This is a genomic window from Photorhabdus kayaii (assembly GCF_025384895.1).
Lineage (GTDB): Bacteria > Pseudomonadota > Gammaproteobacteria > Enterobacterales > Enterobacteriaceae > Photorhabdus > Photorhabdus kayaii.
Genome location: NZ_JAJAFZ010000020.1, coordinates 13880 through 37919, shown reverse-complemented (window position 1 = coordinate 37919; position 24040 = coordinate 13880). Strand labels below are relative to the sequence as shown.

The 24040-nt window shown below is 42.7% G+C and carries 24 protein-coding genes and 1 pseudogene; 12 read left to right on the top strand and 13 right to left on the bottom strand.

Annotated features, from left to right (window positions below):
- Window positions 1–93 precede the first annotated feature (93 nt).
- Window positions 94–384 carry a type II toxin-antitoxin system RelE family toxin gene (locus LGZ98_RS09895; RefSeq protein ID WP_011144654.1) on the bottom strand — a complete coding sequence of 97 codons (291 nt, stop codon included), beginning with the start codon at window positions 382–384 and terminating at the stop codon, window positions 94–96.
- Window positions 374–628, bottom strand: a complete 255-nt coding sequence (locus tag LGZ98_RS09890) for a type II toxin-antitoxin system RelB/DinJ family antitoxin (protein WP_011144653.1) — start codon at window positions 626–628, stop codon at window positions 374–376. Before LGZ98_RS09890 ends, LGZ98_RS09895 begins: the two co-directional genes overlap by 11 nt.
- 235 nt (window positions 629–863) lie before the next feature.
- On the opposite strand from LGZ98_RS09890, the gene LGZ98_RS09885 reads away from it, so the two are divergent.
- From LGZ98_RS09885 to LGZ98_RS09875, 3 genes are all read left to right on the top strand, one after another.
- Window positions 864–1130, top strand: a complete 267-nt coding sequence (locus LGZ98_RS09885) for a type II toxin-antitoxin system CcdA family antitoxin (protein ID WP_113041182.1) — start codon at window positions 864–866, stop codon at window positions 1128–1130.
- Window positions 1131–1409: 279 nt separating this feature from the next.
- The gene (locus LGZ98_RS09880; protein ID WP_012776389.1) at window positions 1410–1679 is read left to right on the top strand and encodes a type II toxin-antitoxin system Phd/YefM family antitoxin; all 270 of its coding nucleotides are present in this window, start codon (window positions 1410–1412) and stop codon (window positions 1677–1679) included.
- A 2-nt stretch (window positions 1680–1681) separates the two neighbouring features.
- Window positions 1682–2089 (top strand): type II toxin-antitoxin system RelE/ParE family toxin, encoded by a 408-nt coding sequence (locus LGZ98_RS09875; protein ID WP_262978023.1) that lies wholly within the window; start codon window positions 1682–1684, stop codon window positions 2087–2089.
- Window positions 2090–2364: 275 nt separating this feature from the next.
- Here LGZ98_RS09875 and LGZ98_RS09870 read toward each other — a convergent pair whose 3' ends face one another.
- The 4 genes from LGZ98_RS09870 to LGZ98_RS09855 form a co-directional block, all read right to left on the bottom strand.
- Complete coding sequence (locus tag LGZ98_RS09870; RefSeq protein ID WP_262978022.1) at window positions 2365–3198, bottom strand: class I SAM-dependent DNA methyltransferase; 834 nt, start codon at window positions 3196–3198, stop codon at window positions 2365–2367.
- A gap of 563 nt (window positions 3199–3761) precedes the next feature.
- On the bottom strand, window positions 3762–4529 hold the full coding sequence (locus LGZ98_RS09865; protein WP_113041185.1) for a Fic family protein: 768 nt from the start codon (window positions 4527–4529) through the stop codon (window positions 3762–3764).
- A 154-nt stretch (window positions 4530–4683) separates the two neighbouring features.
- Complete coding sequence (locus tag LGZ98_RS09860) at window positions 4684–5655, bottom strand: TauD/TfdA family dioxygenase (RefSeq protein ID WP_113041186.1); 972 nt, start codon at window positions 5653–5655, stop codon at window positions 4684–4686.
- On the bottom strand, window positions 5642–6805 hold the full coding sequence (locus LGZ98_RS09855) for an MFS transporter (protein WP_158536487.1): 1164 nt from the start codon (window positions 6803–6805) through the stop codon (window positions 5642–5644). The genes LGZ98_RS09860 and LGZ98_RS09855 overlap by 14 nt, the downstream gene beginning before the upstream one ends.
- A gap of 170 nt (window positions 6806–6975) precedes the next feature.
- Here LGZ98_RS09855 and LGZ98_RS09850 point away from each other — a divergent pair, with 170 nt between their 5' ends.
- On the top strand, window positions 6976–7881 hold the full coding sequence (locus LGZ98_RS09850) for a LysR substrate-binding domain-containing protein (RefSeq protein WP_158536488.1): 906 nt from the start codon (window positions 6976–6978) through the stop codon (window positions 7879–7881).
- A gap of 172 nt (window positions 7882–8053) precedes the next feature.
- Here the strand turns inward: LGZ98_RS09850 and gltS are convergent, their stop codons facing one another.
- The 3 genes from gltS to LGZ98_RS09835 form a co-directional block, all read right to left on the bottom strand.
- Entirely contained in the window at window positions 8054–9262 is a 1209-nt protein-coding gene (gene gltS, locus LGZ98_RS09845; protein WP_112895311.1) for a sodium/glutamate symporter, read from the bottom strand.
- A 378-nt stretch (window positions 9263–9640) separates the two neighbouring features.
- A complete protein-coding gene (locus LGZ98_RS09840) occupies window positions 9641–11194 on the bottom strand; it encodes a 4-hydroxyphenylacetate 3-hydroxylase family protein (protein WP_113041189.1) in 1554 nt (517 codons plus the stop codon).
- 48 nt (window positions 11195–11242) lie between these two features.
- Window positions 11243–11386, bottom strand: a complete 144-nt coding sequence (locus LGZ98_RS09835; RefSeq protein ID WP_158536489.1) for a hypothetical protein — start codon at window positions 11384–11386, stop codon at window positions 11243–11245.
- 401 nt (window positions 11387–11787) lie between these two features.
- Here LGZ98_RS09835 and LGZ98_RS09830 point away from each other — a divergent pair, with 401 nt between their 5' ends.
- The 3 genes and pseudogenes from LGZ98_RS09830 to LGZ98_RS09820 form a co-directional block, all read left to right on the top strand.
- Complete coding sequence (locus LGZ98_RS09830) at window positions 11788–13497, top strand: AsmA family protein (protein WP_229015689.1); 1710 nt, start codon at window positions 11788–11790, stop codon at window positions 13495–13497.
- Window positions 13498–13519: 22 nt separating this feature from the next.
- Window positions 13520–13684, top strand: coding sequence for a hypothetical protein (locus LGZ98_RS09825; RefSeq protein WP_158536490.1), 165 nt, complete (start codon window positions 13520–13522; stop codon window positions 13682–13684).
- A gap of 21 nt (window positions 13685–13705) precedes the next feature.
- Window positions 13706–13891: pseudogene (locus tag LGZ98_RS09820) on the top strand (NUDIX hydrolase); the annotation flags it as partial.
- Between the two features lie 48 nt (window positions 13892–13939).
- Here LGZ98_RS09820 and fabY read toward each other — a convergent pair.
- From fabY to yihX, 3 genes are all read right to left on the bottom strand, one after another.
- Window positions 13940–14857, bottom strand: a complete 918-nt coding sequence (gene fabY / locus LGZ98_RS09815; RefSeq protein ID WP_112878919.1) for a fatty acid biosynthesis protein FabY — start codon at window positions 14855–14857, stop codon at window positions 13940–13942.
- A 72-nt stretch (window positions 14858–14929) separates the two neighbouring features.
- Entirely contained in the window at window positions 14930–15367 is a 438-nt protein-coding gene (dtd, locus tag LGZ98_RS09810; protein WP_112878920.1) for a D-aminoacyl-tRNA deacylase, read from the bottom strand.
- A 44-nt stretch (window positions 15368–15411) separates the two neighbouring features.
- On the bottom strand, window positions 15412–16038 hold the full coding sequence (gene yihX / locus LGZ98_RS09805) for a glucose-1-phosphatase (protein ID WP_113041192.1): 627 nt from the start codon (window positions 16036–16038) through the stop codon (window positions 15412–15414).
- A 156-nt stretch (window positions 16039–16194) separates the two neighbouring features.
- On the opposite strand from yihX, the gene LGZ98_RS09800 reads away from it, so the two are divergent.
- The 3 genes from LGZ98_RS09800 to LGZ98_RS09790 all read left to right on the top strand — a co-directional run bounded on the left by LGZ98_RS09800 (window position 16195) and on the right by LGZ98_RS09790 (window position 19089).
- Window positions 16195–17649 (top strand): carbon starvation CstA family protein, encoded by a 1455-nt coding sequence (locus LGZ98_RS09800; RefSeq protein ID WP_113041193.1) that lies wholly within the window; start codon window positions 16195–16197, stop codon window positions 17647–17649.
- Between the two features lie 697 nt (window positions 17650–18346).
- Window positions 18347–18505 (top strand): DUF5993 family protein, encoded by a 159-nt coding sequence (locus LGZ98_RS09795; RefSeq protein WP_157852135.1) that lies wholly within the window; start codon window positions 18347–18349, stop codon window positions 18503–18505.
- A 14-nt stretch (window positions 18506–18519) separates the two neighbouring features.
- Window positions 18520–19089: a disulfide bond formation protein B gene (locus LGZ98_RS09790; RefSeq protein ID WP_113041194.1), complete on the top strand. Its 570-nt coding sequence runs from the start codon at window positions 18520–18522 to the stop codon at window positions 19087–19089.
- A gap of 85 nt (window positions 19090–19174) precedes the next feature.
- On the opposite strand, the gene typA is transcribed toward LGZ98_RS09790, so the two are convergent.
- On the bottom strand, window positions 19175–21013 hold the full coding sequence (typA, locus tag LGZ98_RS09785) for a ribosome-dependent GTPase TypA (protein WP_113041195.1): 1839 nt from the start codon (window positions 21011–21013) through the stop codon (window positions 19175–19177).
- 408 nt (window positions 21014–21421) lie between these two features.
- On the opposite strand from typA, the gene glnA reads away from it, so the two are divergent.
- Together glnA and glnL are read left to right on the top strand one after the other, a co-directional pair.
- Window positions 21422–22831 carry a glutamate--ammonia ligase gene (gene glnA, locus LGZ98_RS09780; RefSeq protein ID WP_113041196.1) on the top strand — a complete coding sequence of 470 codons (1410 nt, stop codon included), beginning with the start codon at window positions 21422–21424 and terminating at the stop codon, window positions 22829–22831.
- Between the two features lie 153 nt (window positions 22832–22984).
- Window positions 22985–24034: a nitrogen regulation protein NR(II) gene (gene glnL, locus LGZ98_RS09775; protein ID WP_113041197.1), complete on the top strand. Its 1050-nt coding sequence runs from the start codon at window positions 22985–22987 to the stop codon at window positions 24032–24034.
- Window positions 24035–24040 lie beyond the last annotated feature (6 nt).

The window sequence follows — 24040 nt, the reverse complement described above, 5'->3', positions numbered from 1 at the left end:
TGGAATATCATCACGCTGGACGCTCTGCATTGCCAGACAGAAACCCTCAATCTTATCACCCAGCGTTAGGGCGATTTCATTGCGGTATATTTATTATACAATTCGTTTACAAGCTATTTCATAAGTTTTCGCATCTTCCCGTTTACCAACAGCGATCACCAATATTACGATCTCTTCTTCTATCACTTGGTAAACCAGACGAAAGCCTGAAGAACGGAGTTTAATTTTAAAGCAGCCAGCCAGATTACCGTGTAATCTGGCTGAATCAATATAGGGATTGTTCTGTAACTTCCGTAGCTTCTTTTTAAATTGGTCGCGTATGCTCTGATCCAGTTTGTACCACTCTTTCAGGGCTCGTTCATCGAAATCGATATTAAATATCATCAAGGTTTACCCTGATACGTCTAGCGGGATTTTTAAGACGGTCACGTACCACTGCTAAGATGTCTGCATCTTCATCATGATCTGCCACCATAACGGAAACTTCAGTGAACGGCAGCTTTTCATTCTCCACAACATATCGCAGAAAGAGACGTAGCGCATCAGATGGCGATAAGTTCAGTTTCTCAAATGTCTGATACGCACTTTTTTTAAGTTCTTCATCAACTCTGATCTGAATAGTACTCATAACGTTATCTCCTGTAATGACATTTGTATTACATTCTATTGCATAACATTTGTAATGCAATAAAAATTTTTTGCTATAAGTGGAGTATATACCCGTCATCTTTCAAGTTGCCTCTTTGTTGGCTGCACTCTCTCACCCCGGTCACATAGTTCTCTATGCTCCCGGGGATTTGCTCCCTTGCCGTCGCGATGCATCTTGAAATCTATAAGGTATATGCGCATAGATGAGGTATCTGATGAAAAGACAATGCGTCTCAACCGTAGAACGAAAACAATCCGGTAAACGTAGTACAAATGTGTATTTGACCGCTAAAGTGGTAGATGAAGCCCGTGATTTAGGGATCAACTTATCAGCGACACTAGACAAAATGTTGTCCGATGTTGTTCGTGAGAAAAGAAGACAGCTATGGAAAACTGAAAACAAAGCCGGTATCCACGCTTTCAATGAATTTGAGCGTGGTGCAGGGCTATTTACCGATGATGATGAATACGGGGTTATTTGATGGCTCAGTATGCTGTTTACCGCAATAAATCCCCTAAATCGAGGGAGTAATACCCTTTCATTATCGACATTCAGAATGACCTATTAGACGATTATAATTCACGGACAATATTACAAAGTCAGTGACAACGGTAGCAAAGAATTGCCTCAAATAGACGCGTTAAGAGCAAAAGATACCCAAAAGTCATCTTGGTTGGCGGTTGGCTATTTTAATTATTGGTAGCTCCATGCACTTTTAGCTATAATAGCTATTCGAGCCATTTTAGACGGAAGGTGATGTATGGAAATTATTCCCGCACAACTAGCTAAGAACCAGTTTGGTGATCTGCTTATGAAAGTTCAGCGTGAACCTGTAGAAATTAGTAAGCATGGTAAGCGTGTAGCCGTGGTTATCTCTCCTGAAGAGTATGATCAGTTCGCACAGCTCAAGTTACAGAATTTAAAAGCCGTTCTGGCTGAATCTATTGCACAAGCTGATCGTGGCGAATTGCATAGTATTGATGATGTATTTGCACCGTTGACGGTTGATGAACTTGAGGGTAAGGCTTAAGGATGAGTGTCCGGTTTACAAAGAAAGCCAGAGAGCATATTCGTGCAATCAAACTCTATTCTATGCGCCGATGGGGGGCGAATGTCGCGGAAGCTTATTCAACTTCGTTACGTGTGACTATGACGGAAATTCTTGATCGTCACCCATCCCCCGGTCGTGATCGCAGTGAGGATCTTTATTTTGGTGTGCTAAGTTTCCCCGTAGAGAGCCACATTATTTACTACCGGGAAGTTCCGACGGGTATTGAAGTGTTGGCGGTGTTGCATCAAACGCAAGATCCACATAATCATCTATACCCTATGGATTTCAAGATGCATCGCGACGGCAAGGGAGCAAATCCCCGGGAGCATAGAGAACGATGTGACCGGGGTGAGCGAGTGCAGCCAACAAAGAGGCAACTTGAAAGATGACGGGTATATAATGAAGAGCATAAAACGTGGGATACTTTATTTAATTCGCAATAAAATAAGCAGCTAAACTTTTGTATCAGATGCTTGAGTGAGTTACCCGAGCGCCGTTTTCCTCAGAAACCTGAGTTGTCGAACTATTTCATCCGGTTCTCACCAAAATCCCGGCTGGAGGTCAGGAAAAGTTGTTTTGCAGGACGAAGGAAATTCAAAAAAATCCCTCGATTTTCACCGGGGGATTGGTATAGGAAAGAGAGTGGATCTTGGGGATTATCTGGTTAAACCTGACAAACAAGAGCTGCATCAAGGCAATTTCGTTGATAATCATCCCAAAAAGCTGGGGGATGAGCCTCAATATCGCTTTCTAACAGCATGGGTTTTTGCCATTTAAATTGTTTGAACCCTGCCTTTTGGATCGCTGTTTGATATTGTTCACGACTCCAACGATACATAGTGAAAGGGCTGGGTGGTGTGGTAAGAAATTCAGCTTTCACGAGAGTGGTGTCTTTCACCGGCTCTTCACTCAGAATTTTTATACAATAATTCTCATAATTCCCTTTCTCTAATCGATAATCAGGTTCAAAGGTATACGCAATTAGTTTACCGGCAGGTTTGAGATGAGCGGCAATGACACGGAACATAGTTTCAAGGTCTTCGAGAGATTCTGCATGGCAGAATAACCAGGCTGCATTAACTATGTCAAACTTGCCAAATGACTCCGACTCCATCTTGCAGATATTTCTTACGTGAAATTCGATATCGTCACCGTATTGTTGTGATTTGCTTTTCGCAATCGCTATCATGTTTTCTGATATATCGACTCCAATGACTTTTGACGCACCACGATTTTTGTATTCTCGACTAAAGAGACCATATCCACAGGCTAAATCTAACACTGATTTCCCGTGTATATCTCCTGCCAGGTTGAAGATAGTTCTGATTTCTACTTTGATATGGTCAGTAGCATCTGAAAAGCTCTCGTAAAGATGTGCAATAGGGCCATATAAAGTGTTATCTTTCATGTTGTTATCCTTAGCTAAAGGCCAAAATACTTTATACCCGTCATCTTTCAAGTTGCCTCTTTGTTGGCGGCACTCGCTCACCCCGGTCACATAGTTACCTATGCTCCCGGGGATTCACTCCCTTGCCGTCGCGATGCATCTTGAAATCCATAGGGTATATTTATCGAAGAAATATATTATTTAGTACGAATTAATAATTACTGAAAGTTTTTCTCTTGTTATAAATAAGATTCCAAAATAGCGCCACATCTTACATCACTCATAATTTCACCTATAACAATAGGTTAGTAAATTCGCGCGTGGCAGAATCATGAAACGTTATTTATATTAATATGTTAGTGATGAATTAGATATAATTTTTTAATATTGGTTAATTTTCGGATAAATATGAGGAGAAAATAAATATAAAACACCTATGATATGTTTTTTGGAAACTATTATTCTTATAATAATTATGTCGTTTGAACAATAGAAAAATACCAATGATCCGTCGTTATGCCTTTATTTGACATCCTCCCTCACCTTCGGTACTTATATACCCGTTATCTTTCAAGTTGCCTCTTTGTTGGCTGCACTCACCCCAGTCACATAGGTAGAGGCGATAGAAGTATTATTATCAGAATGACTACTCCTGTCCGGTTGCCAATATTATTTCATCTATTCGCTGCTCGAATTTGCTCTGCTTCCGGGTGACAGTCCACAAGGAATGCCATCATTTCAGTGGCATCTTTGCTCAGGTAGAAGCGTACCATCTTTTCGTTGAACTCATGTATTTTCGCCGCAGGCACGCTGATGGCGTCTATACCGTTTGACATCAAAATACCATTCATCATGAAACGGGAAGTACGTTTATTACCGTCAAAAAAGAATTGCTGTAACGCACCAAAAAGGAAGAATGCAATTCCCTTTTCAAAAGGCGGACATTCATCCAATACCGCCATACCGGCTTGAAAAATGCGGTTCAATTCTGGAGCGCCTGATGCGGTAGGTAACGGAATATGCCGCCCACACTCACCCAAACTAACATCTGGGGTGTAGTTGGTCTCCCGCCCTTCTCCACGGAATATTCCCCATTCCAAGGCTTCATTGCGAGCAACTATGCTATGAAGTTCAGTAAACATAGCCTTGGTCAACTCAAATTGACCTTTTTTCACCAGAGATAACAAGCGCTTGGAACTTTCTGCAAGATTCAGTACTTGCTCCTGATCAGAAACCTTCCTACCACCGACGGTTACACCATCCAATAATGTTTTCACTTCGGGGAAAGTAAAAGGATTACCTTCAAGAACGCTAGCATCCCAAACAAATTCTGGTAGCATCCGGTGAAAACGGAAGCATACCCGCTCAATAGAATAGATCGGAACAATAAGAGGAACCGAAGATCGGTCCCAACTAAACCCCAGAGCGTTAAAAAGCTTCATCGTTGTTCATTCTATTTCACAATCTTGAATGTGAGGAACTCTAAAGTTGCTCCACTCTAGAGTTAACATGATAAAATCTCCCACTTGAAAGATGTAATCACAGATTAAATAAGTCTCTGTGTCAATCCGGCAAACCCAGATATTCGTTAACAACTTACACTTTTATCCAAATTCTCATTAAATGCCGTTGATAATCAATAAAGCTACTGCGATAGTGTAATAATTCATGATTATTCACAAAGATCGCGCTGTCTTCCTCAAGCTGCATTTCTATATGATTATCAGGCTTATCAACATGCCTTAGAAACTCGCGAATAGCAGTGGTCAAAGCAATACCAGAAAGGTCATTTTTTATCTCAAATCCACTTTCAATAGAATCCAGTCTTAAGCGGACGGGAGTTTTGTAACCAAAAACCTTAGCTTCAATGGTTTCGATACCACCACTTTTCGTGAACGAGGTAGGGACTTGAAATATAGCGGTGCGCTCTGTCATCAACTTAATCATCCATGATGTATTAGGCTCTCTAGAGAGCTTATCTCGCAGCGCCAGCGCATTGCAAAAACGATTAACCCCACCGCCGCAAGAAGCGGATTTTCGGCAATATAAACCAAAATATTTAACCGGTTCATTATAAAAGGCGGTATCGGTATGATAGGTTGCTTCATCCGACCCTTCTGAAAAAGTTTGATACAGAGCATCATTATTCATCTGCTTTCTGATATCCCAAACAACTTGTCCCGTAACTTTATTTGCCGCTAAAGGAAAACCTATCATTAAAGCAATAACGTAAAAGCAGATAGCCTGCTCATCCGCCGACTTTCCTGCTAATCCTAACTGTCTGATGTGAATAATATGATACCCCTGTAAGGCCGCATTTCTTAATGTTTTTTCGATCTCCCAAAGCATTGGAATTTTATTAAACAGATTTATTCTAAACGATTCAGTGAGTAGGTTTTCATTTAGTTCTGCTCTGGATAGCCACTGGTTCCTGCCCAAATGATTCATTTGGCTAAGTATATTTTCCCAATCAATTGCTGAAAAATCGTGAACTTCCAGGATATCAATGTCTTTGATAAGATAGCCTATCGAGGGAGGATAGGAATGGTCAAGATTAAGGGTGCACATTAGGATGGATTTCCTTTCGCAGATGGATAAACAAAAAAAGTACCAAAATGATAATCAGGTGAACGATAGCTAAGAACTTCATCACTCCATACCAGCCTGATTGATAAAAAGCATAACCTGAAAAAATCGCTCCTAAAGCGCCACCACCGTAGTAACAACTCAGATAAAGTCCACTGGCAAAAGTGACAGGAATATAATGGACCTGACTGACAAGTCTGGTCGTCAATGTTTGTATAAAATAGGTACATATTGCAAAAATAATGACTCCTGACAGGACAACAACGATTGAATACCCCATCATGACAATAGATGCCCACAGCAATATACCTGCTCCTATTACCAGTACACTTTGGCTGTATTTTCTGTGCAGATACGGACTCAGTAATATCACTATCAGGGCTGGTAAACAGGCCAAATAAATCAATCCGATATGTGTAGGTTGCTGATTAAAAGGAGTGGCAGCAAGACGTAATCCTAAAGCCGTAAAAATAGCGCTTTGAGTAAATAGCAGACCAAATCCAGATAACAAGGCGATCAGTAACCATTTTTCTTTTATTACAAGCGGAAAAATAGAGCGCAGAACATACTCTGGCGGATTAGTATTGTCTTCAGAGGTAACAGAGACGTGCCCCAATCTATGAATAACCAGTATAAGCGCCAATGTAAGCCAGAAAGCACAGGTAAAAAACCCCAGTGTCCATCCCACCACATCTGTAGCAATAGCAGGATAAAATCGACTCAGAGTACTGCCTAACACTGTCCCTGCGACATAACAACTCACAACATGAGTACGTTTATGCTCACTTTCAGTTTGACTGATGAGAACCATACTAGCTGTTAATACAGCGGGTACAATGAAACCTTGCATAATGCGGATTATAAAAAGTTGTTGTATTGAGTCACTAAAACCAATACATAAATTTAGTAAAATAAGACCACACAATCCAGCTTTGAGGGCATATGCTGTACCAAATTTCCATACCCATTGGCTCACAAAAGGTGCTGTCATCATCATTCCCAACAAACTAGCCATATTTAACCATCCTGCTGTCGTTGGCATGACACCAAATCTTGCAGTCAGCCACGGATATAGAGCTTGAAGCTGGTATAGATTAAAAAAAGCAGCCGTCGAACAAATGAACAGAAACAATCTCATAACTTATTGAAGAGAATGAAATTAATGATGAGAATAATCTATATAAGATCATTAGAAACGGGAAAGTCTAATATTCACTCACGGTGATAGCCAAAACATAAGAGTGAACATGAAATCAAATACAAGGTAAATTTACTTTCACACCAAATCAGAGGAATTAAGTGTTGGAGCTTAAACAATTACGCTATTTTATTGCCGTAGCAGAAACTTTGAATTTCCGGCGCGCAGCGGAACGCTTACACATTACACAACCCCCTTTAAGCCAAAGTATTAAATCTCTTGAATCTTCTTTGAATGTGAAGTTGTTTCACCGAAATACTCATGGCGTCCAACTAACCAAAGCGGGCGAAGTCTTTTTAGATGAGGCCTTAAGAGTTTTGGCGACAGCCCAACATAGCATCAATAGAGTCAGACAGGCAGAAACCGGAGAAATCGGTATCTTGCGCATCGGATATTCTGCCAGTTCAATCTTTTCATCTGCTTTAACCTCTGCTTTATCTGTTTTGCTGAAGGAACGTCCCAAGCTTGAATTACAGCTCTGCGAAGGTAATGCATTTACGCATTTGACCGCTTTACGCTCAAGGAATCTCGATGCAGCAATACTTAGAGCTGATTTAAGTAATGAATCGGTTAAAGGGTTAAGGATTCTTTATTTAGGAATGGAACCACTTTATGTGCTACTACCTGAGGGGCACTTTCTAGCCTCTGCAAAAGGAATTAAACTTCATGAACTACAAGGAGAACGATTGCTTTTACAACCAGCCAGTCACAGGACTTTTTTACGGCGCCAAATAGAGTCATTATCAGAAAAAACGGGCTTTTCACTATCTCATTTTCTTGAAGTGCCCAATATTGCCAATATGATTTGCTTTGTTTCCGCTAACCTTGGTGTAGCAATCCTACCTGCCAGTGTAGCGAAAATTGCTCACGGCTTGGTAGCGATTCCTCTTCTGGAAACAGGAGCAACACAATCCTTAATGCTCGTCAGTGTACAGGGAAATTCTTTGGCAGAACATTTAGACAAAATATTCCGAAAATTGGCGATAAATTCAGAAAAACAACAGAAATAAAGTTAAATATTCTGCAAAAATATTTCCCCTACTACCATTAATAGTTATATCCCCAATTACATTAGTAACAAAATTGAACAGTAGTGGAAAATTTGAATTATGCATTACAGCAGAACACAACAACAATACTGCGCCAACTGCATAGCTGGCGCAGGATCTTGCTAATTTATCCCTACACCGCCGGGAAAACGGGTAACAGCAAATAGAGTTTAATCACAATCGCATTAACGATATCGATAAAGAATGCCCCGACCATCGGCACCACCAGAAACGCCACATGGGATGGCCCGAAGCGATCGGTAATCGCCTGCATGTTCGCAATGGCGGTAGGTGTCGCCCCTAAACCGAAACCACAGTGACCCGCCGCCAGCACCGCAGCATCATAGTTTTTACCCATCACCCGATAAGTGACAAAAATCGCATACAACGCCATGACGATGGCTTGGATGGTGAGAATGACCAGCATGGGTAATGCCAGCGATGCCATCTGCCACAATTTCAGGCTCATTAATGCCATTGCCAGAAACAGGGAAAGACTCACGTTACCCAATACAGAAACCGCTCGGTCAAAGACCCGGTAGAAACCTAACACCGACAGACTGTTACTGAGGATAACCCCGATAAATAACACACAGACGAACGTCGGTAATTCAAACCATGTACCTTGCAGAAGTTCAGATACAAAATTACCTGCCATCAGACAGATAGCGATCAAGGCGATCGTTTCCAGCATCACCAGTGCTGTGATCATCCGCCCGGTATAAGGTTTTTCAAATGCCGTTGGCACTTCGGTATCATCGGCCCTTAGCCCCGGGGTTTTTGTGTTTCTCACCAGAAAACGGGCAACCGGTCCACCAATCAAACCACCCAGTACTAAACCGAAAGTCGCACAAGCCATTGCCACTTCTGTTGCATTTTCAAAACCATAACGCTCACTAAACAGTTTACCCCAAGCAGCACCCGTACCGTGACCACCAGACAGCGTAACAGAACCCGCCAGTAAGCCCATTAATGGGTCCAGACCTAACAGTTCAGCCAGGGCGATACCCACCGTGTTCTGAACCAGCAACAAGCCAACAACGACGAAGACAAACGTGAACAGAACCTTACCACCCGCTTTCAGGCTAGCAAGATTAGCATTCAAGCCGATAGTGGCGAAGAAAGTTAACATCAAAGGGTCTTTAAGAGATAAATCAAAGTTGATTTCCCAGCCTGTTGTTTGTTTAACAGCTAAAAGAATCAGAGCAACTAACAGACCACCGGCGACCGGCTCAGGAATGGTGTATTTTTCAAGAAATGGGACTGATTGTACAAGTTTGCGCCCAAGTAATAGTACTAATGCGGACGCCACAAGCGTGCCATAAACATCAAGATGATACATCTATGTACCCCAACTATATTGTTAAAATTATGTAAGTTATTACGACGTTATACTCATCCTTTAGAAAACGCCAAAAGCAGGCAACGCTGGATTAGAAAAAAAATCTGCAACAAACACAAGTTAAAACATATAAAAATGTGACCAGGGCGAATCATGGCAACGAACAGAGTTTTTACGCAAACGATTGCTTTACGCAGTCGATCATTAAATGCGTTCTTTGTCAGTCTGGAATTTCACACCATGCTCACCTCATCCGAACCTCTTAATCTGGTGTTTCCTCAGGAGAAGTCATCTTTCTACAAATCTGATATCGGGTTACACATAATCAACTCATCACGCACGTATATTTCATCATCGTGCGTGATGATGATTTATCTCCTAGCGGTTGGAAGGCCAAATAAAATCGTTACCAACCCAACCATCGAGATCGTATTCACTCATACACTGCTCAGCAAACCCTTTCAATTGATCCACTAAGCCCGTGGCTTGGGAAGCCAATAACACATCGATTCTGATAGCTTCGTGGTTGCCGGAATAATTGCGCTCGTATAATTCATGCCTGCCAGCGAATTCCGTACCGATAGAGTCCCAAATCAGTTTCATGAGCTTGACTCGCTCAACTGCACTGTAACCATTGGAGCCACGCATGTATTTATCAAGATAAGGAGACAGTTCCGGGTTGGAAAAATCGCGGGCATGAGAATTAATATAAATCAAGGAACTACCTAGATCCTGTTCAATAATTTCTTTTACCCGCGGGTAACCCAGCGTCATAAACCAACGATAAGCTATCCCATACTCGTATCGAGGCAATAGGGCATCTCCACTCCAAGGCTCCGGGGATTTAATCATCGCATCACTGAGCGCCCAAAACATATTACGCCATGACAATACTTCACCAACCCGTGCTTGCACGCCACGAAAATCCTTCGTACCCGTAGCTTCAACACCCTTAATAAGTAACCCAGAAAGAAAATCAAGTTTAACCGCCAGTCGAGTCACACCATGCAACATAGCCCGATGAAAATAACCCGATTCAGCAAAAAATAACGAAACTTTATCTACATCTCCATAGATAAATATGTTTTCCCAAGGAACCTTCACTTTATCCAGAATCATTATCGTATCGTTCTCATCAAATCGGGACGAGAGCGGATAATCAAAAGGGCTGCCCATTTTATCAGCCGCCATGGCGTAAGAGGGACGACAAATTAATTTCACTCCCGGGGTATTCATCGGCAAGGTAAAGACCAACGCAAATTCCCGTTTCTTTATTGGTAAACCGTAATGACCAATAAAGTTGTAGTGACTAATCGCCGATCCTGTGGCAACAACTTTAGCGCCGCTGACAATTAATCCATCATCACACTCTTTTTCAACATGAATACAAATATCCCCAATTTCATCAGGTGATAAATGACGATCTATTGGCGGATTAATAATCGAATGATTCCAGTAAAACACGCTTTCTTGCGAACGGATATACCAGTTTTTTGCATTATCAGCAAAATCACCATAAATTTCCGGTTTTACGCCGAGCGAGGTAAGAAACGAAGCCTTATAATCAGGGCTTCTACCCAACCAGCCATAACTCATGCGAGCCCACGCGGCAATAGCATCACGATCAGCAATTAAATCCTGCTGTGAGCGCGGTATACGGAAAAAAGGATGTGTCACACCACAACTCCCCGTATCTGTCGCCGTGGTCAGTACGTCACGATAAGCAGGATCGTGCAAAGCGTCGTAGAGTTTCGCAACAGCTCGGGCCGGATTTTGAAAAGCAGGATGGTTAACAACATCGTGAATGCGTTCACCATAAGCCCAGACTTCCCGGCCATCATTTAGCCCATCCAGAAATTCCTTTCCATTAAGTGGGCGGGTTGTGCGGATATTACCTTCATCCGACGATTTTTGTTTCATATTTTCTGACATAGTAGATTCCTTACATTATTTATTTACCAGAAGATGGGTGAAAATAAACTATGCAGTGTTATACCCGTTATCTTTCAAGTTGCCTCTTTGTTGGCTGCACTCGCTCACCCCGGTCACATAGTTACCTATGCTCCCGGGGATTCGCGCCCTTGCCGTCGCGATGCATCTTGAAATCCATAAGGTATATTTCAAGCATCAATCAAATTGAGAAAGGAATAGAAAGGAATGACGAAAAAATATCATTATTCCATTTATAGCCATCCATTAATACATTAATTCATTCGGATGTCATTGGCTATATTGTCATGCAATAAAATATAGATTTAATAATTATATTAATCACACAATATAATTATTAACAAATTCATAAAAATATTCCAAATAATTAATAAAACTTAGCACGAAAAACAAAAATACAATTAATTAAAGATTAATCTCCGAAGTTTATTTTAATAGAATAAAACGATAACGAATAATTCATTACTTTTTCATTTCATACCCTGAAATTATTAGAAATAACAACTAATATAGTGACTTGTTGATATTTTTATTGTTAAATTATACAAAGGAAGCTATAAGCCGATTGGAGTCTGATGATGAAATGGTTAGGAAAATCGCTGGTTACCCTGTTATTACTGGTAATACTGGCAGTAATCACGGTTTATGTCGTGATGCAGACAAACTGGGGAACACATCAGCTTAGTCAATGGCTGAGTCATCACAGCCGTTATCAGGTTCAAATAGGTAATATCGAACATAACTGGTCACAACCGGGCACCCTGACATTTTCCAATATTGTCATTAGCAATCAGCAACAGACTTTCATTTTAGCGGCTCAAGTTGTCGCATTCGATTTCAACTGGCAGCAACTTACTTCCCCGCGCCATTTTCATCGTCTGTTATTGCAACAGGGCCAATTAACAATCAAAGGCCAGCAGCAATCCTTACCTTTTAGCGCCAACATTCTGCAACTTAATCAGATGGCTATTCAGTCAGAAAATGCAAGCTGGCAAATTCAAGGGCAAAACATCACTGGCGGTATCACTCCCTGGAACCCACAATCAAATACGTTGGCAGGGAATGGGGAATTTCAATTCAGCGCTGATAAACTGAATTTCAATGATATTTCTCTCGAAAAAGTCATTATACGAGGAAATAACCAGCAAAATACCCTCACTCTCCGTTCATTTGGTGCAACATTGGCACAGGGTTCGGTATCAGGTAATGGGCAACGTCTGCCTGATGGTAGCTGGCAGTGGGATAATTTACTTATCAGCAATATTCGTTGGCAAACGCCAATGACACTTGAGGAGTTATTGCGAAAAACGAACAAATTACCCGCAATCAGTATCAAAGATCTGAGTCTCACTAATGCCAAACTGGAAGGTAAAAACTGGTCTGCTAACTATCTGGATGTCTCAGTAAAAAATGTCGGGTTGACTAACGGGAGCTGGCAGGCAAAAGAGGGCATCATTGATTTCAACGTTATGGATATTACACTGAATGATCTTCATTTCACCGATGTTATTGGTCACCTTCTTCTTGCAGACAATGAACTCACTATTTCCAATCTCACTTCCCGTTGGGAAAAGGGGTTATTCCACGTCAAAGGGCAATGGAATCACCAAACAAAACAATTCAACATCACCAATGCTACGGTTGCCGGTTTAACTTATACCTTGCCACAAAACTGGCATCAGTTGCTGAAAAAATCATTGCCTAAATGGATATCGCGATTTTCCATTAACGAGCTGACAATTAACAACAGCTTACTGATTGATATTAACCCCGATTTTCCATTCCAGCTTACTGCCCTCAGTGGTTATATCTATGACATGGAATTACTGAAAGAAGGGAAATGGGGAATCTGGCATGGCTCTTCGAATCTAAGTGCCACTAGCGCAACATTTAACAAAGTTGAATTACGTCGCCCTTACCTTAAATTACATACAGAAGGAGATACACTGATCCTCGATCAATTAGATGCTTCTGTTGATAACGGATTACTGAAAGTGAAGGGTACAGTAGATCAACAGGTACAGAAGCCATTTACTTTAGATTTCCGGGGAATAGATGCAGATTTAACGATTTTGCCTCAATGGCGGTGGGTGCCGTTGAAATTACAGGGTAAAGGCAATTTCACGCTGTTAATACAGGGAGATCTTGCTGCTGATAATATTAAAAGTTCTATCGATGGTTCATTGACTGCCACGGATAAACAATCAGGTAGCGAAACTCAAGTCATTGATAAGGGGAAAATATCCACACCAAACTGTGAAACTTGTCCGGTTGTTAAGCTATAGTAACGAATATTCGGGTACCTATGTGACCGGGGTGAGCGAGTGCAGCCAACAAAGAGACAACTTGAAAGATGACGGGTATAATAGTTATTTGCTATTTCAATCCGTTAATAAAATCTCCGAACAGTATCAGCCGAAAAACCGCATTAATATCGGTGACATTAAAAACGCAATTAAATTTTACCAATGAAGTTGTAACAAGGTATAAAAAATGACGTGTATACTGCCTGAATCCATTGAAAACAAACTGCAAAATTATGACCGTATTGTTGTCGGTGGCATCATCAGAGACCAAAATAGTCATATTCTGTTCTTACAACGAGCTCCTGATGAATCCCCGCCAAATCTCTGGGAAATTCCTTCTGGCGGTGTAGAAAAAGGAGAAAATCTATTACAAACACTATCTCGTGCCCCCCCAGTGGCATATTTAATGCCACTGAGAAATCTAAGCGATAGCCGTATAAGCATTTGGCAATACCATATAGGTACCCGTAAATACCGCACCGATTCCCTGATCACCACTAACAATCACATCCAACTTCACTCTCGCTTTACTACCTTGTGCCAAACGAGCCAAATCGCCGCTCATATTTTTAAGATCGGCAACAGATTTTGGCCTGCCAACAACCGGTTTTTTGTAACGGATATCGGCATCAGCCAGAATGATATCACCACCTAGTTGACGTTCCTGCAACAACAGCCAAATCAATCCCCAACCGGTCAGGGTTGCCAGAGAAAACAGACTGCCAGCAAAGATAGTTTGGTGAGGATTTTGATTCCCGGCTTCCGGCATGGTGGTAATAAAGCTCTGACCGGTATATTGAGAAATTCGTACCCCCATTTTTTCACTGAGGGGAATATGTTTGTACCAAGCCTGTTGCAGTTCGTTGCACCAATCTGGCCGGTGAAGAATATCATCAAGTGTTGCAACCGGCTTTATCATCAGAAAATGGCGAATGGGTGTCGTTTGTGGGCTAGCAATTAGCCCACGGTTTTCAAACCCCAATTTACTGAAAAACTCCACCGCATGTTCACGAGCACTGCATACTACCCGTTTAACACCCTCCTGGCGGGCAACAGATTCCAAGGCCATTGCGATTAATTTTCCTAACCCTCTACCTTGCATGTTGGGATGCACTGCCAGAAAGCGGATTGCCCCTTCACTATCCGCATTGATATATAAACGCCCTACCGCCACCGGGTTCCCTTTCTCATCCACAACCATCTGGTGATGAGCCATCGTGTCGTAACCGTCTTTCTCAGAGCCTACAGGTTGATGCAGTGGCTTACGCAACATTTCCCAACGAAATCGATAATATGCTTCCAGTTCTTGTTCTGTTTCAGGTACTCGCAGATGATACATAGAAACTGCCCCTTTCTTTTGATCATGATGTTTAATCGGGGATGGTTGCGTTCTACTGGCTATTTTTGGTTGCTAGACCTGCAACCAGAAAGTGACTGGCCCATCGTTTGTCAGGCTGACTTTCATATCGGCCGCAAACCGCCCGATTTCTGTTTTTACACCACTTTGGCGGCATAGTTCAACAAAATAGCGATATAGTTCATCGGCCTTATCTGGGGCAGCACCACCGGAAAAACTGGGTCGCATGCCCTTTTGAGTATCGGCAGCCAGTGTAAACTGGGAGACAACTAGCAAACTGCCTCCGATTTGTTGGACGTTCAAGTTCATTTTGTCCTGTTCATCACTGAATATCCGATACCCTATCACCTTCTCACACAACCGTTTTGCCTTCTGTTGATCATCTCCTTTCTCAACACCTAGCAACACCAGCAGGCCGTGACCAATTTCCCCAACAACTTCGTTCTTAACAACAACATTTGCCTGTGTTACCCGCTGGATTAACGCGATCATATTTTTCCTTTACTCAAATAGTAGCATCAGCACACTATCCTCTATTATCCGTTCAATCCCTCATTTTGTTCAGAAAAACCGATTGCTTCGAAATAATCTGGCACTGTCTGCCTATCAACAACATGAATGCTATTGATCCCTAACGCCCTGGCCGCTTCCACATTTTCCAGCACATCGTCAAAAAACACCGCCTGATCCGGTGAAAAACCTTCTGTTTCAAGCACATATTTGAAAATATCAGGTTCAGGTTTACGCATTGCCAAATCCTGCGATAAATAGAGGTAATCAGCGGATGCCGCAATCTCAGGATAATTATGCGGCCAGTAATCCAGGTGCAAACGGTTCGTGTTGGATAACACGACAACCCGATGTCCCGCCTCACGCAATTTTTTCATTATCTGAATGACTTCAGGTCGAATATTAATAAAGATAGCATGCCATCCAGCAGCAAACTGCTCAAAACTGAGTGAAATATTCATTTCCTGGCATAAAGTATCAGCGAATTCCAGATCAGTAATTTGACCACGCTCATGTTTTTCAAACGTTTCTCCCATAGAGAAACTTTTAGTCAAAGTCGCAAGAGGTGTCCCGCTCAAATTACTCCATACCGCTAAAACTCTTTTAAAATCAATCTCAATAATCACATTACCCATATCGAAGATATATAACATAATTACCCCCTGGCTAATTAATAACTTTTTACTTTAATCGTATTTTCAATGAGAAAACAGTACGGACAAGTAAAAAGCGAATCACTTCACGGTATTTTTCTTACGAAACGATAAAGTAGCATCCAGATTAAAAAAGTCGAGTAAGGTGTTATAGTTATGTTGTGGTTCCTCCTCTGTATCGGCCTTCTTCTGGCTGGATATTTCATATATGGCAAGATTGTCGAAAAGATATTCACTATTCGACCAGAAAGAAAAACCCCCGCTCTTTCTATGGCTGATGGTGTTGATTACGTTGCTATGTCCACCCCAAAAGTTTGGTTAATTCAGTTACTAAATATTGCCGGCGTTGGTCCTATTTTCGGCCCAATTCTTGGTGCCCTCTATGGCCCGCTTGCCATGCTGTGGATTGTATTAGGCTGTATCTTTGCCGGTGCAGTACACGATTACTTCTCCGGTATGCTCAGTGTGCGTGCCCACGGTGCATCCGTGCCCGTTATCGTTGGTAACGAACTGGGCAAAGCGATGAAGCATTTCATGAACATATTTGCGGTTATTCTGCTGATGCTAGTTGGAGTCGTCTTTGTTTTGAGTCCAGCCGGCTTACTGAATAACTTGCTGAAAGAGGCAATGGGTTGGGATAACATTGCTATCTGGGTCGGTGTTATCTTTGCTTACTATATTCTCGCAACGCTGGTGCCTATTGATAAAATCATCGGTCGCCTTTACCCACTGTTTGGTGCATTGCTGCTGTTTATGTCTGTTGCGCTGATGGTCGGTTTAGCGATGAGCGATAAGCCTTTCTATTCACAAGGATTGGATTTTACCACTAACTTTAATCCGAAAGATCTGCCGGTCTGGCCATTGCTGTTTGTCACGATTGCCTGTGGCGCTATTTCTGGTTTCCACGCCACTCAATCTCCACTGATGGCACGTTGCATGCAGAATGAAAAAAATGGCCGTTTCGTTTTCTACGGTGCAATGATTGGTGAAGGTATTATCGCACTAATCTGGTGTACATTGGGCCTGAGCTTCTATGAAGATACTAACGCATTACAGGCCGTGATTGATCAAGGTACAGCCTCTCTGGTTGTTCACGAAGTGTCCACGTCTCTGTTAGGTACTGTCGGCGGTATTCTGGCAATCCTCGGTGTGGTGATTTTGCCAATTACTTCTGGCGATACCGCATTCCGTTCTGCCCGGCTTATTATTGCTGAATTCCTGAATATCCCTCAGCAACAAATGACCAAACGTCTGTTATTAAGTGTGCCAATGTTTATTGTCGGTTATCTGATTACAAAAACCGATTTCAATATCATCTGGCGTTATTTCGGTTGGGCGAACCAAACCACAGCAATGGTCATGTTATGGGCTGCTTCCGCATGGCTGCTGCGCCGTAATAAATTCCATTGGATTACCACCCTACCAGCCATGTTTATGACCGCGGTGTGCTTTACCTATCTGGCATTTGCACCAGAAGGTTTTGCGCTAAACTGGAATATCTCTGTTGTTATCGGCCTGGCAGCAATGGCGGTTGTCACAATTGCTTTCTTTGCAAAAGTCCGCGCCCAATCAGCTTCCGATAATATAAAAGCCAAAGCATTAAATGAGTAAAAACCCAAGATAGAAATTAAATATCACAACAACCCCTCACGATAAAAAGTTGAGGGGTTTTTATTGCCCATGATAAGAAACACTTATTCCTCCTGAAAATATCAGGCGAGATATCACATGGATATTGATAATTTAAGCGTTACAGCCAGAACAATGAGTGTCTACATATTGCAAGTTATGCCAAGCTCACGGCTCATTATCGTGAAAAACAATGAAAAGGAATTCATCTGGGTAAAGGATTAATTGTAGAAAATTGGGAAGTTTCCAGGCAAAGATACGATTTGTCGTTTTTAATCGTTTCCTGCTTAACTATTAAATAAAAAAACAACTCATTGAAACTCTCGCCAAATGATAATCACGCTAATCCTGCTGAATGGTGGCAAACATAAACAAGATTGACTACAATTGTTATTAGCAGCACACTACGTATAGTGTGTTAAATCATACACCACTCGAATACTAAAACTTTGCTTTAATAAATGTAGGTTTGTACGTTTTTAAATGCGATACCAAAGAGAGCAACGCCCATTAATGGCACCAAAGCTTTTCTTTTAATGGACAACCTATCTTTGAATAATTGATCGCTTGTATCGAAGTAAACGATCCTAAACTGAGTTCGATAAATTCCCTACCCTAAAGAAAGCAATCTACTACTGGGAAAGGTCTTAAATGTTTTTAGAAAACTGGAGAATCAACCATGTATATGTTTTTGCCTTTTTTACTCGCATTATTTGCGGTTATCACCACCCTATATGGAAAGTATAAAACGAGTTATACCCTATGGGGTCTTCTTTCAGTGACGACTGTAGCTTGGTTTATCCATCATGCAACTGATTCGTTAAATCTATCTTTTTAACGGGAGACAATCTGATGAATCAGGTATTAGCAACAAAACAACAGATCAGCTTCGGCATGATATTTAACCTCATTGGGTTATTTGCTATCAGTGCTGTTCTAACCCTTGCTTTCTATTATCAATTGGTCCTTTCCGAACTCCCTTGTCCGTTATGTCTGCTACAGCGAGCAGGCATGATCATGATAGGGTTTGGTTTCCTGTTTAATCTGCGTTTTGGTATCAAAAGTGCGCACTATGGCTTATCACTTATCGGCTGTGTCGTGACTGGCATTGTTGCGATCCGACAAGTATTTTTACATATCACACCCGGTGATCTCGGTTATGGTTCCGCGCTTTTTGGTATACATTTCTATACTTGGGCCCTTATCTGCTCAGTTATCGCGATTATCGGCATATCAGTCATGCTGATATTGAAAAGCCTGGAAAAAACAACCGAAGAAAAGCAAAAGACGTCTGCCATCGGTCAGATTATTATCGGATTATTTGTCATATTAATTACCGCAAATTTAATCTCCACTATTTTGGAGTGTGGCGGTGGGCAGTGTGATGACAACCCAACGTTCTATCAATTGCTCGGTAAATAATCTTCGATTTGTTCAATTTGAACAGACAAGTCCCAGAAAACTCAGGGCGCCATTGGCGCCCTAAGCATTGGTATTGCAGGAAAGATTATGCTTCTTTACTGCGATACGCACGACGGCGTTCGTTTTCCGTCAAATGGCGTTTACGCAGACGAATAGATACCGGGGTCACTTCCACCAGCTCGTCATCATCAATAAACTCCAAAGCCTGCTCCAGGGTTTTCTTAATATGTGGAGACAGGGTTGTCGCTTCGTCAGTACCAGATGCACGGACGTTAGTCAGTTTCTTACCTGTCAGACAGTTAACTGTCAGGTCATTAGAACGAGAATGAATACCGATCACCTGGCCTTCATACACTTCTGCACCATGACCAAGGAACAACTTACCGCGATCCTGTAAGCTGTAAAGTGCATAAGCAACCGCTTTACCCTGACCATTGGAAATCATCACACCGTTCTGACGGCGACCGATTTCACCCGGACGAATATCATCATAGTGGCTGAATGTTGCATACAGCAGACCGGTACCGGAGGTCATCGTCATGAACTCAGTACGAAAGCCAATCAGACCACGGCTTGGAATAATATAATCAAGGCGCACACGACCTTTACCGTCTGGTAACATATCGCGCAGATCTGCTTTACGCTCACCCAAAGCCTGCATCACATCTCCCTGATGCTGCTCTTCAATATCCAGCGTTACTTGCTCGAAGGGTTCTTGCTTACGACCATCGATCTCACGGAAGATAACTTTCGGACGGGATACCGCCAGTTCAAAACCTTCACGGCGCATGTTCTCAATCAGAACAGATAAGTGCAATTCACCACGGCCAGAAACACGGAACGCATCCGGATCTTCGGTTTCTTCGACACGCAGGGCGACATTGTGAACCAACTCTTTCTTTAGACGCTCAAGGATTTGACGTGAGGTGACATATTTACCTTCACGTCCACAGAAAGGGGAGGTGTTAACACAGAAATACATGCTTACCGTCGGCTCATCAACAGCCAACGGTGGCAGCGCTTCAACAGCATTAGTATCACACAGCGTATCGGAAATATTCAGCTCACCCAAGCCGGTAATCGCAACGATGTCGCCCGCTTCCGCTTGCTCACTCTCAATACGCTCCAACCCTAGATGGCCCAGTACCTTACCGATTTTGCCGTTCCGGGTTTTACCTTCACTATCAATAATTGTGACGTTCTGGTTTGGCTTAACAGTACCGCGCTTAATACGGCCAATCCCGATAACACCAACATAATTGTTATAGTCCAGCTGAGAAATCTGCATCTGGAATGAACCATTAAGGTCAACTTTCGGTGGCTCTACATGATCGACAATCGCCTGATACAACGGCGTCATATCTTCCGCCATATCATCATGATCGGTACCGGCAATTCCCATCAATGCCGATGCATAGATAATGGGGAAGTCCAGTTGCTCATCAGTCGCACCCAGATTGACAAACAGGTCAAACACCTGATCCACAACCCAATCAGGGCGTGCACCAGGACGGTCAACTTTGTTAATGACCACAATCGGTTTCAAACCATGAGCGAACGCTTTCTGTGTCACAAAACGGGTCTGAGGCATTGGCCCGTCCATAGCATCGACCAGCAATAGTACACTGTCAACCATGGACATAACACGTTCTACTTCACCGCCGAAATCGGCATGTCCCGGAGTGTCTACGATATTAATACGGTAGTCATTCCATTTAATGGCGGTATTTTTTGCGAGAATAGTAATTCCCCGCTCTTTCTCCAAATCATTGGAGTCCATCACACGTTCTGTCGCTGTCGCACGGTCACCGAAAGTACCGGATTGTTGCAGCAGCTTGTCAACCAGGGTAGTTTTACCGTGGTCAACGTGCGCGATGATGGCGATATTACGCAATTTTTCGATCACAAACTTTGCCTCAGGCATTTTATAAATGGCGCGCTATTGTACACACATTGGTCGAAGGACTAAACAGGATCACAATAATCTATGCTTAACAACTTGATAACAATGAAATTGTGATCCCTTTCACGCCCATAAACAGACGCACTTTCGGCACAAATGCACTAATATTGTGCTTCGCAGTAACATAATTGCACCAATTTAGTGCAACATTCCCAAATATCAAGCTATCCCATCACGGGTATACTCACAACACAGTATATGGCAAGGCGTTAAAAAGTTGGCACGCTTTTCGCAAATGCTTTCGTGATTGAATTGATTTTCACAACTATAAGTTTGCAAACGTGTAAAGTAAAACGATGTGACTGTGTTTTCTTTAGTCTTAACCACGACCATTTTATCAAGACCGACACAAACCAGGAGAAACCAAGTATGTCCGTTGAACATGTTTTAACCATGATTGAAGAGCATCAGGTGAAGTTTATTGATTTGCGTTTCACTGATACCAAAGGCAAAGAACAACATATGACCATTCCTGCTCATCAGGTTAATGCAGACTTCTTTGAAGATGGCAAAATGTTTGACGGATCTTCAATCAGCGGTTGGAAAGGGATTAACGAATCTGACATGGTACTGATGCCAGACTCAAGTACAGCCATGCTTGATCCCTTCTTTGACGATGCCACATTGATCCTACGTTGTGACATTCTGGAACCGGGCACCATGCAAGGTTATGATCGTGATCCCCGTTCCATCTCCAAACGTGCTGAAAACTTCCTGCGTTCAAGCGGAATTGCCGATACTGTCCTGTGTGGACCAGAACCTGAGTTTTTCCTGTTTGATGATGTGCGCTTCGGCAATGCCATGTCTCATTCTTACTATTACATCGATGATATCGAAGCTGCATGGAATTCCGGGACGCAATACGAAGGCGGTAACAAAGGCCATCGGCCTGCGGTAAAAGGCGGTTATGCTCCGCTGCCTCCTGTTGATTCTTCGCAGGATTTACGTTCAGCGATGTGCCTGACGATGGAAGAGATGGGGTTGGTTGTAGAGGCTCACCATCATGAAGTAGGAACAGCAGGCCAAAATGAAATCGCTACCCGCTTTAACACCATGACCAAAAAAGCGGACGAAACCCAGATTTACAAATACGTCGTACATAATGTCGCGCACAATTTTGGCAAAACCGCAACCTTTATGCCAAAACCACTGGTTGGTGATAATGGTTCCGGTATGCACTGCCATATGTCTCTGTCTAAAAACGGTACTAACTTGTTTGCCGGTGACAAATACGGCGGTCTATCTGAACTGGCGCTATTCTACATTGGCGGTATTATCAAACATGCTCGTGCGCTGAACGCGTTTACCAACCCGACAACCAACTCTTATAAACGTTTGGTTCCGGGCTATGAAGCACCGGTGATGCTGGCCTACTCTGCCCGTAACCGTTCGGCATCTATCCGTATTCCCGTTGTTGCCAGCACCAAAGCTCGCCGTATTGAAGTACGTTTCCCTGATCCGGCGGCTAACCCTTATCTGGCATTCGCCGCTCAATTGATGGCTGGCCTTGACGGCATCATCAATAAAATCCATCCCGGTGATGCGATGGATAAAAACCTGTATGACCTACCACCGGAAGAAGCCAAAGAGATCCCCACTGTCGCCTCTTCTCTGGATGAAGCACTGGCAGCACTGGATGCCGATCGCGAATTCTTGACCCGTGGCGGTGTTTTCACCGATGACGCCATTGATGCTTATATTGACTTAAAAAACAGTGAAATAGAGCGTGTCCGTCTGACACCACATCCACTGGAATTTGAACTCTATTACAGTGTGTAATTAGCAGCGCCGTTTCCGCTGATCATTTTTTGTTGCCGTGAAACCTTTAGCCCATCTTTGGATGGGCCCTTTTCCTACCATCTACATTTCAGGCTTTGACTGGGTTTTACGCTCGAACATGATACAGTGCACCAAAAAAGTGCAGGAGTGTGGATGAAAACGGAAAATCTGCCCGATAGCGGGCAAATATTAAATTCGCTCATTAACAGTGTACTGGTACTGGATACTGATCTCGTCATCCGCTATGCCAACCACGCAGCACTACAATTATTCGCTCAGAGTGCCCGTAAATTATTCGGTACACCTCTTCCAGTGCTGTTCAGCTATTTTTCACTGGATACAGAATTGATGCGCTCTAGTCTGGTCAGTGGTCAGAGTTTTACTGATAACGAAGTAACATTAGTGGTTGAGAACCGCTTTCACATTATGTCGCTCAGTGCCCAACCCATTTCCGAGCAGTTCATCTTGCTGGAACTGGCGCCTATGGATAGTCAACGCCGGTTAAGCCAAGAGCAGGTACAACAAGCTCAGCAGATAGCCGCACGGGAATTGGTTCGGGGGCTGGCACATGAAATCAAAAACCCCCTTGGTGGGTTGAGAGGAGCCGCACAATTACTGTCAAAAGCACTGCCTGATCCTGCTTTGCAGGAATACACCCAGGTGATTATTGAACAAGCCGACCGATTGCGCCATCTGGTAGACAGATTGCTTGGCCCACAACATCCGGGTGAACGAATTAAACAAAGCATTCATTATGTTGCTGAACGGGTCTCTCAGTTAGTCTCGCTGGAAATGCCGGATAACGTCACACTGGTAAAAGATTATGATCCCAGTTTGCCAGAATTGGCCCACTATCCTGATCAAATTGAACAGGTATTGCTAAATATCACCCGTAATGCCTTACAAGCGCTAGAAAAACAGGGGGGAACCATTACTCTCCGCACTCGTACTGCTTTTCAAATTACCTTGCATGGCAAGCGCTATCGTCTGGCTGCCAGAATTGACGTGGAAGATAACGGGCCGGGTATCCCACCACAAATTCAGGACACCTTGTTTTACCCAATGGTCAGTGCTCATGAAGGTGGAACAGGTCTTGGTCTATCCATTGCTCGCAATTTAATAGACCAACACTCTGGCAAAATAGAATTCACCAGTTGGCCGGGACACACAGCATTTTCTATCTACTTACCAATTAAGAAATAGAGGATA

Excerpts from the sequence above, each read along its gene's own strand:
- LGZ98_RS09895 (WP_011144654.1), bottom strand. The coding sequence starts at position 384 with ATGATATTTAATATCGATTTCGATGAACGAGCCCTGAAAGAGTGGTAC.
- LGZ98_RS09890 (WP_011144653.1), bottom strand. The coding sequence starts at position 628 with ATGAGTACTATTCAGATCAGAGTTGATGAAGAACTTAAAAAAAGTGCG.
- LGZ98_RS09885 (WP_113041182.1), top strand. The coding sequence starts at position 864 with ATGAAAAGACAATGCGTCTCAACCGTAGAACGAAAACAATCCGGTAAA.
- LGZ98_RS09880 (WP_012776389.1), top strand. The coding sequence starts at position 1,410 with ATGGAAATTATTCCCGCACAACTAGCTAAGAACCAGTTTGGTGATCTG.
- LGZ98_RS09875 (WP_262978023.1), top strand. The coding sequence starts at position 1,682 with ATGAGTGTCCGGTTTACAAAGAAAGCCAGAGAGCATATTCGTGCAATC.
- LGZ98_RS09865 (WP_113041185.1), bottom strand. The coding sequence starts at position 4,529 with ATGAAGCTTTTTAACGCTCTGGGGTTTAGTTGGGACCGATCTTCGGTT.
- LGZ98_RS09860 (WP_113041186.1), bottom strand. The coding sequence starts at position 5,655 with ATGTGCACCCTTAATCTTGACCATTCCTATCCTCCCTCGATAGGCTAT.
- gltS (WP_112895311.1), bottom strand. The coding sequence starts at position 9,262 with ATGTATCATCTTGATGTTTATGGCACGCTTGTGGCGTCCGCATTAGTA.
- LGZ98_RS09840 (WP_113041189.1), bottom strand. The coding sequence starts at position 11,194 with ATGTCAGAAAATATGAAACAAAAATCGTCGGATGAAGGTAATATCCGC.
- LGZ98_RS09830 (WP_229015689.1), top strand. The coding sequence starts at position 11,788 with ATGATGAAATGGTTAGGAAAATCGCTGGTTACCCTGTTATTACTGGTA.
- fabY (WP_112878919.1), bottom strand. The coding sequence starts at position 14,857 with ATGTATCATCTGCGAGTACCTGAAACAGAACAAGAACTGGAAGCATAT.
- dtd (WP_112878920.1), bottom strand. The coding sequence starts at position 15,367 with ATGATCGCGTTAATCCAGCGGGTAACACAGGCAAATGTTGTTGTTAAG.
- yihX (WP_113041192.1), bottom strand. The coding sequence starts at position 16,038 with ATGTTATATATCTTCGATATGGGTAATGTGATTATTGAGATTGATTTT.
- LGZ98_RS09800 (WP_113041193.1), top strand. The coding sequence starts at position 16,195 with ATGTTGTGGTTCCTCCTCTGTATCGGCCTTCTTCTGGCTGGATATTTC.
- LGZ98_RS09795 (WP_157852135.1), top strand. The coding sequence starts at position 18,347 with ATGTATATGTTTTTGCCTTTTTTACTCGCATTATTTGCGGTTATCACC.
- LGZ98_RS09790 (WP_113041194.1), top strand. The coding sequence starts at position 18,520 with ATGAATCAGGTATTAGCAACAAAACAACAGATCAGCTTCGGCATGATA.
- typA (WP_113041195.1), bottom strand. The coding sequence starts at position 21,013 with ATGCCTGAGGCAAAGTTTGTGATCGAAAAATTGCGTAATATCGCCATC.
- glnA (WP_113041196.1), top strand. The coding sequence starts at position 21,422 with ATGTCCGTTGAACATGTTTTAACCATGATTGAAGAGCATCAGGTGAAG.
- glnL (WP_113041197.1), top strand. The coding sequence starts at position 22,985 with ATGAAAACGGAAAATCTGCCCGATAGCGGGCAAATATTAAATTCGCTC.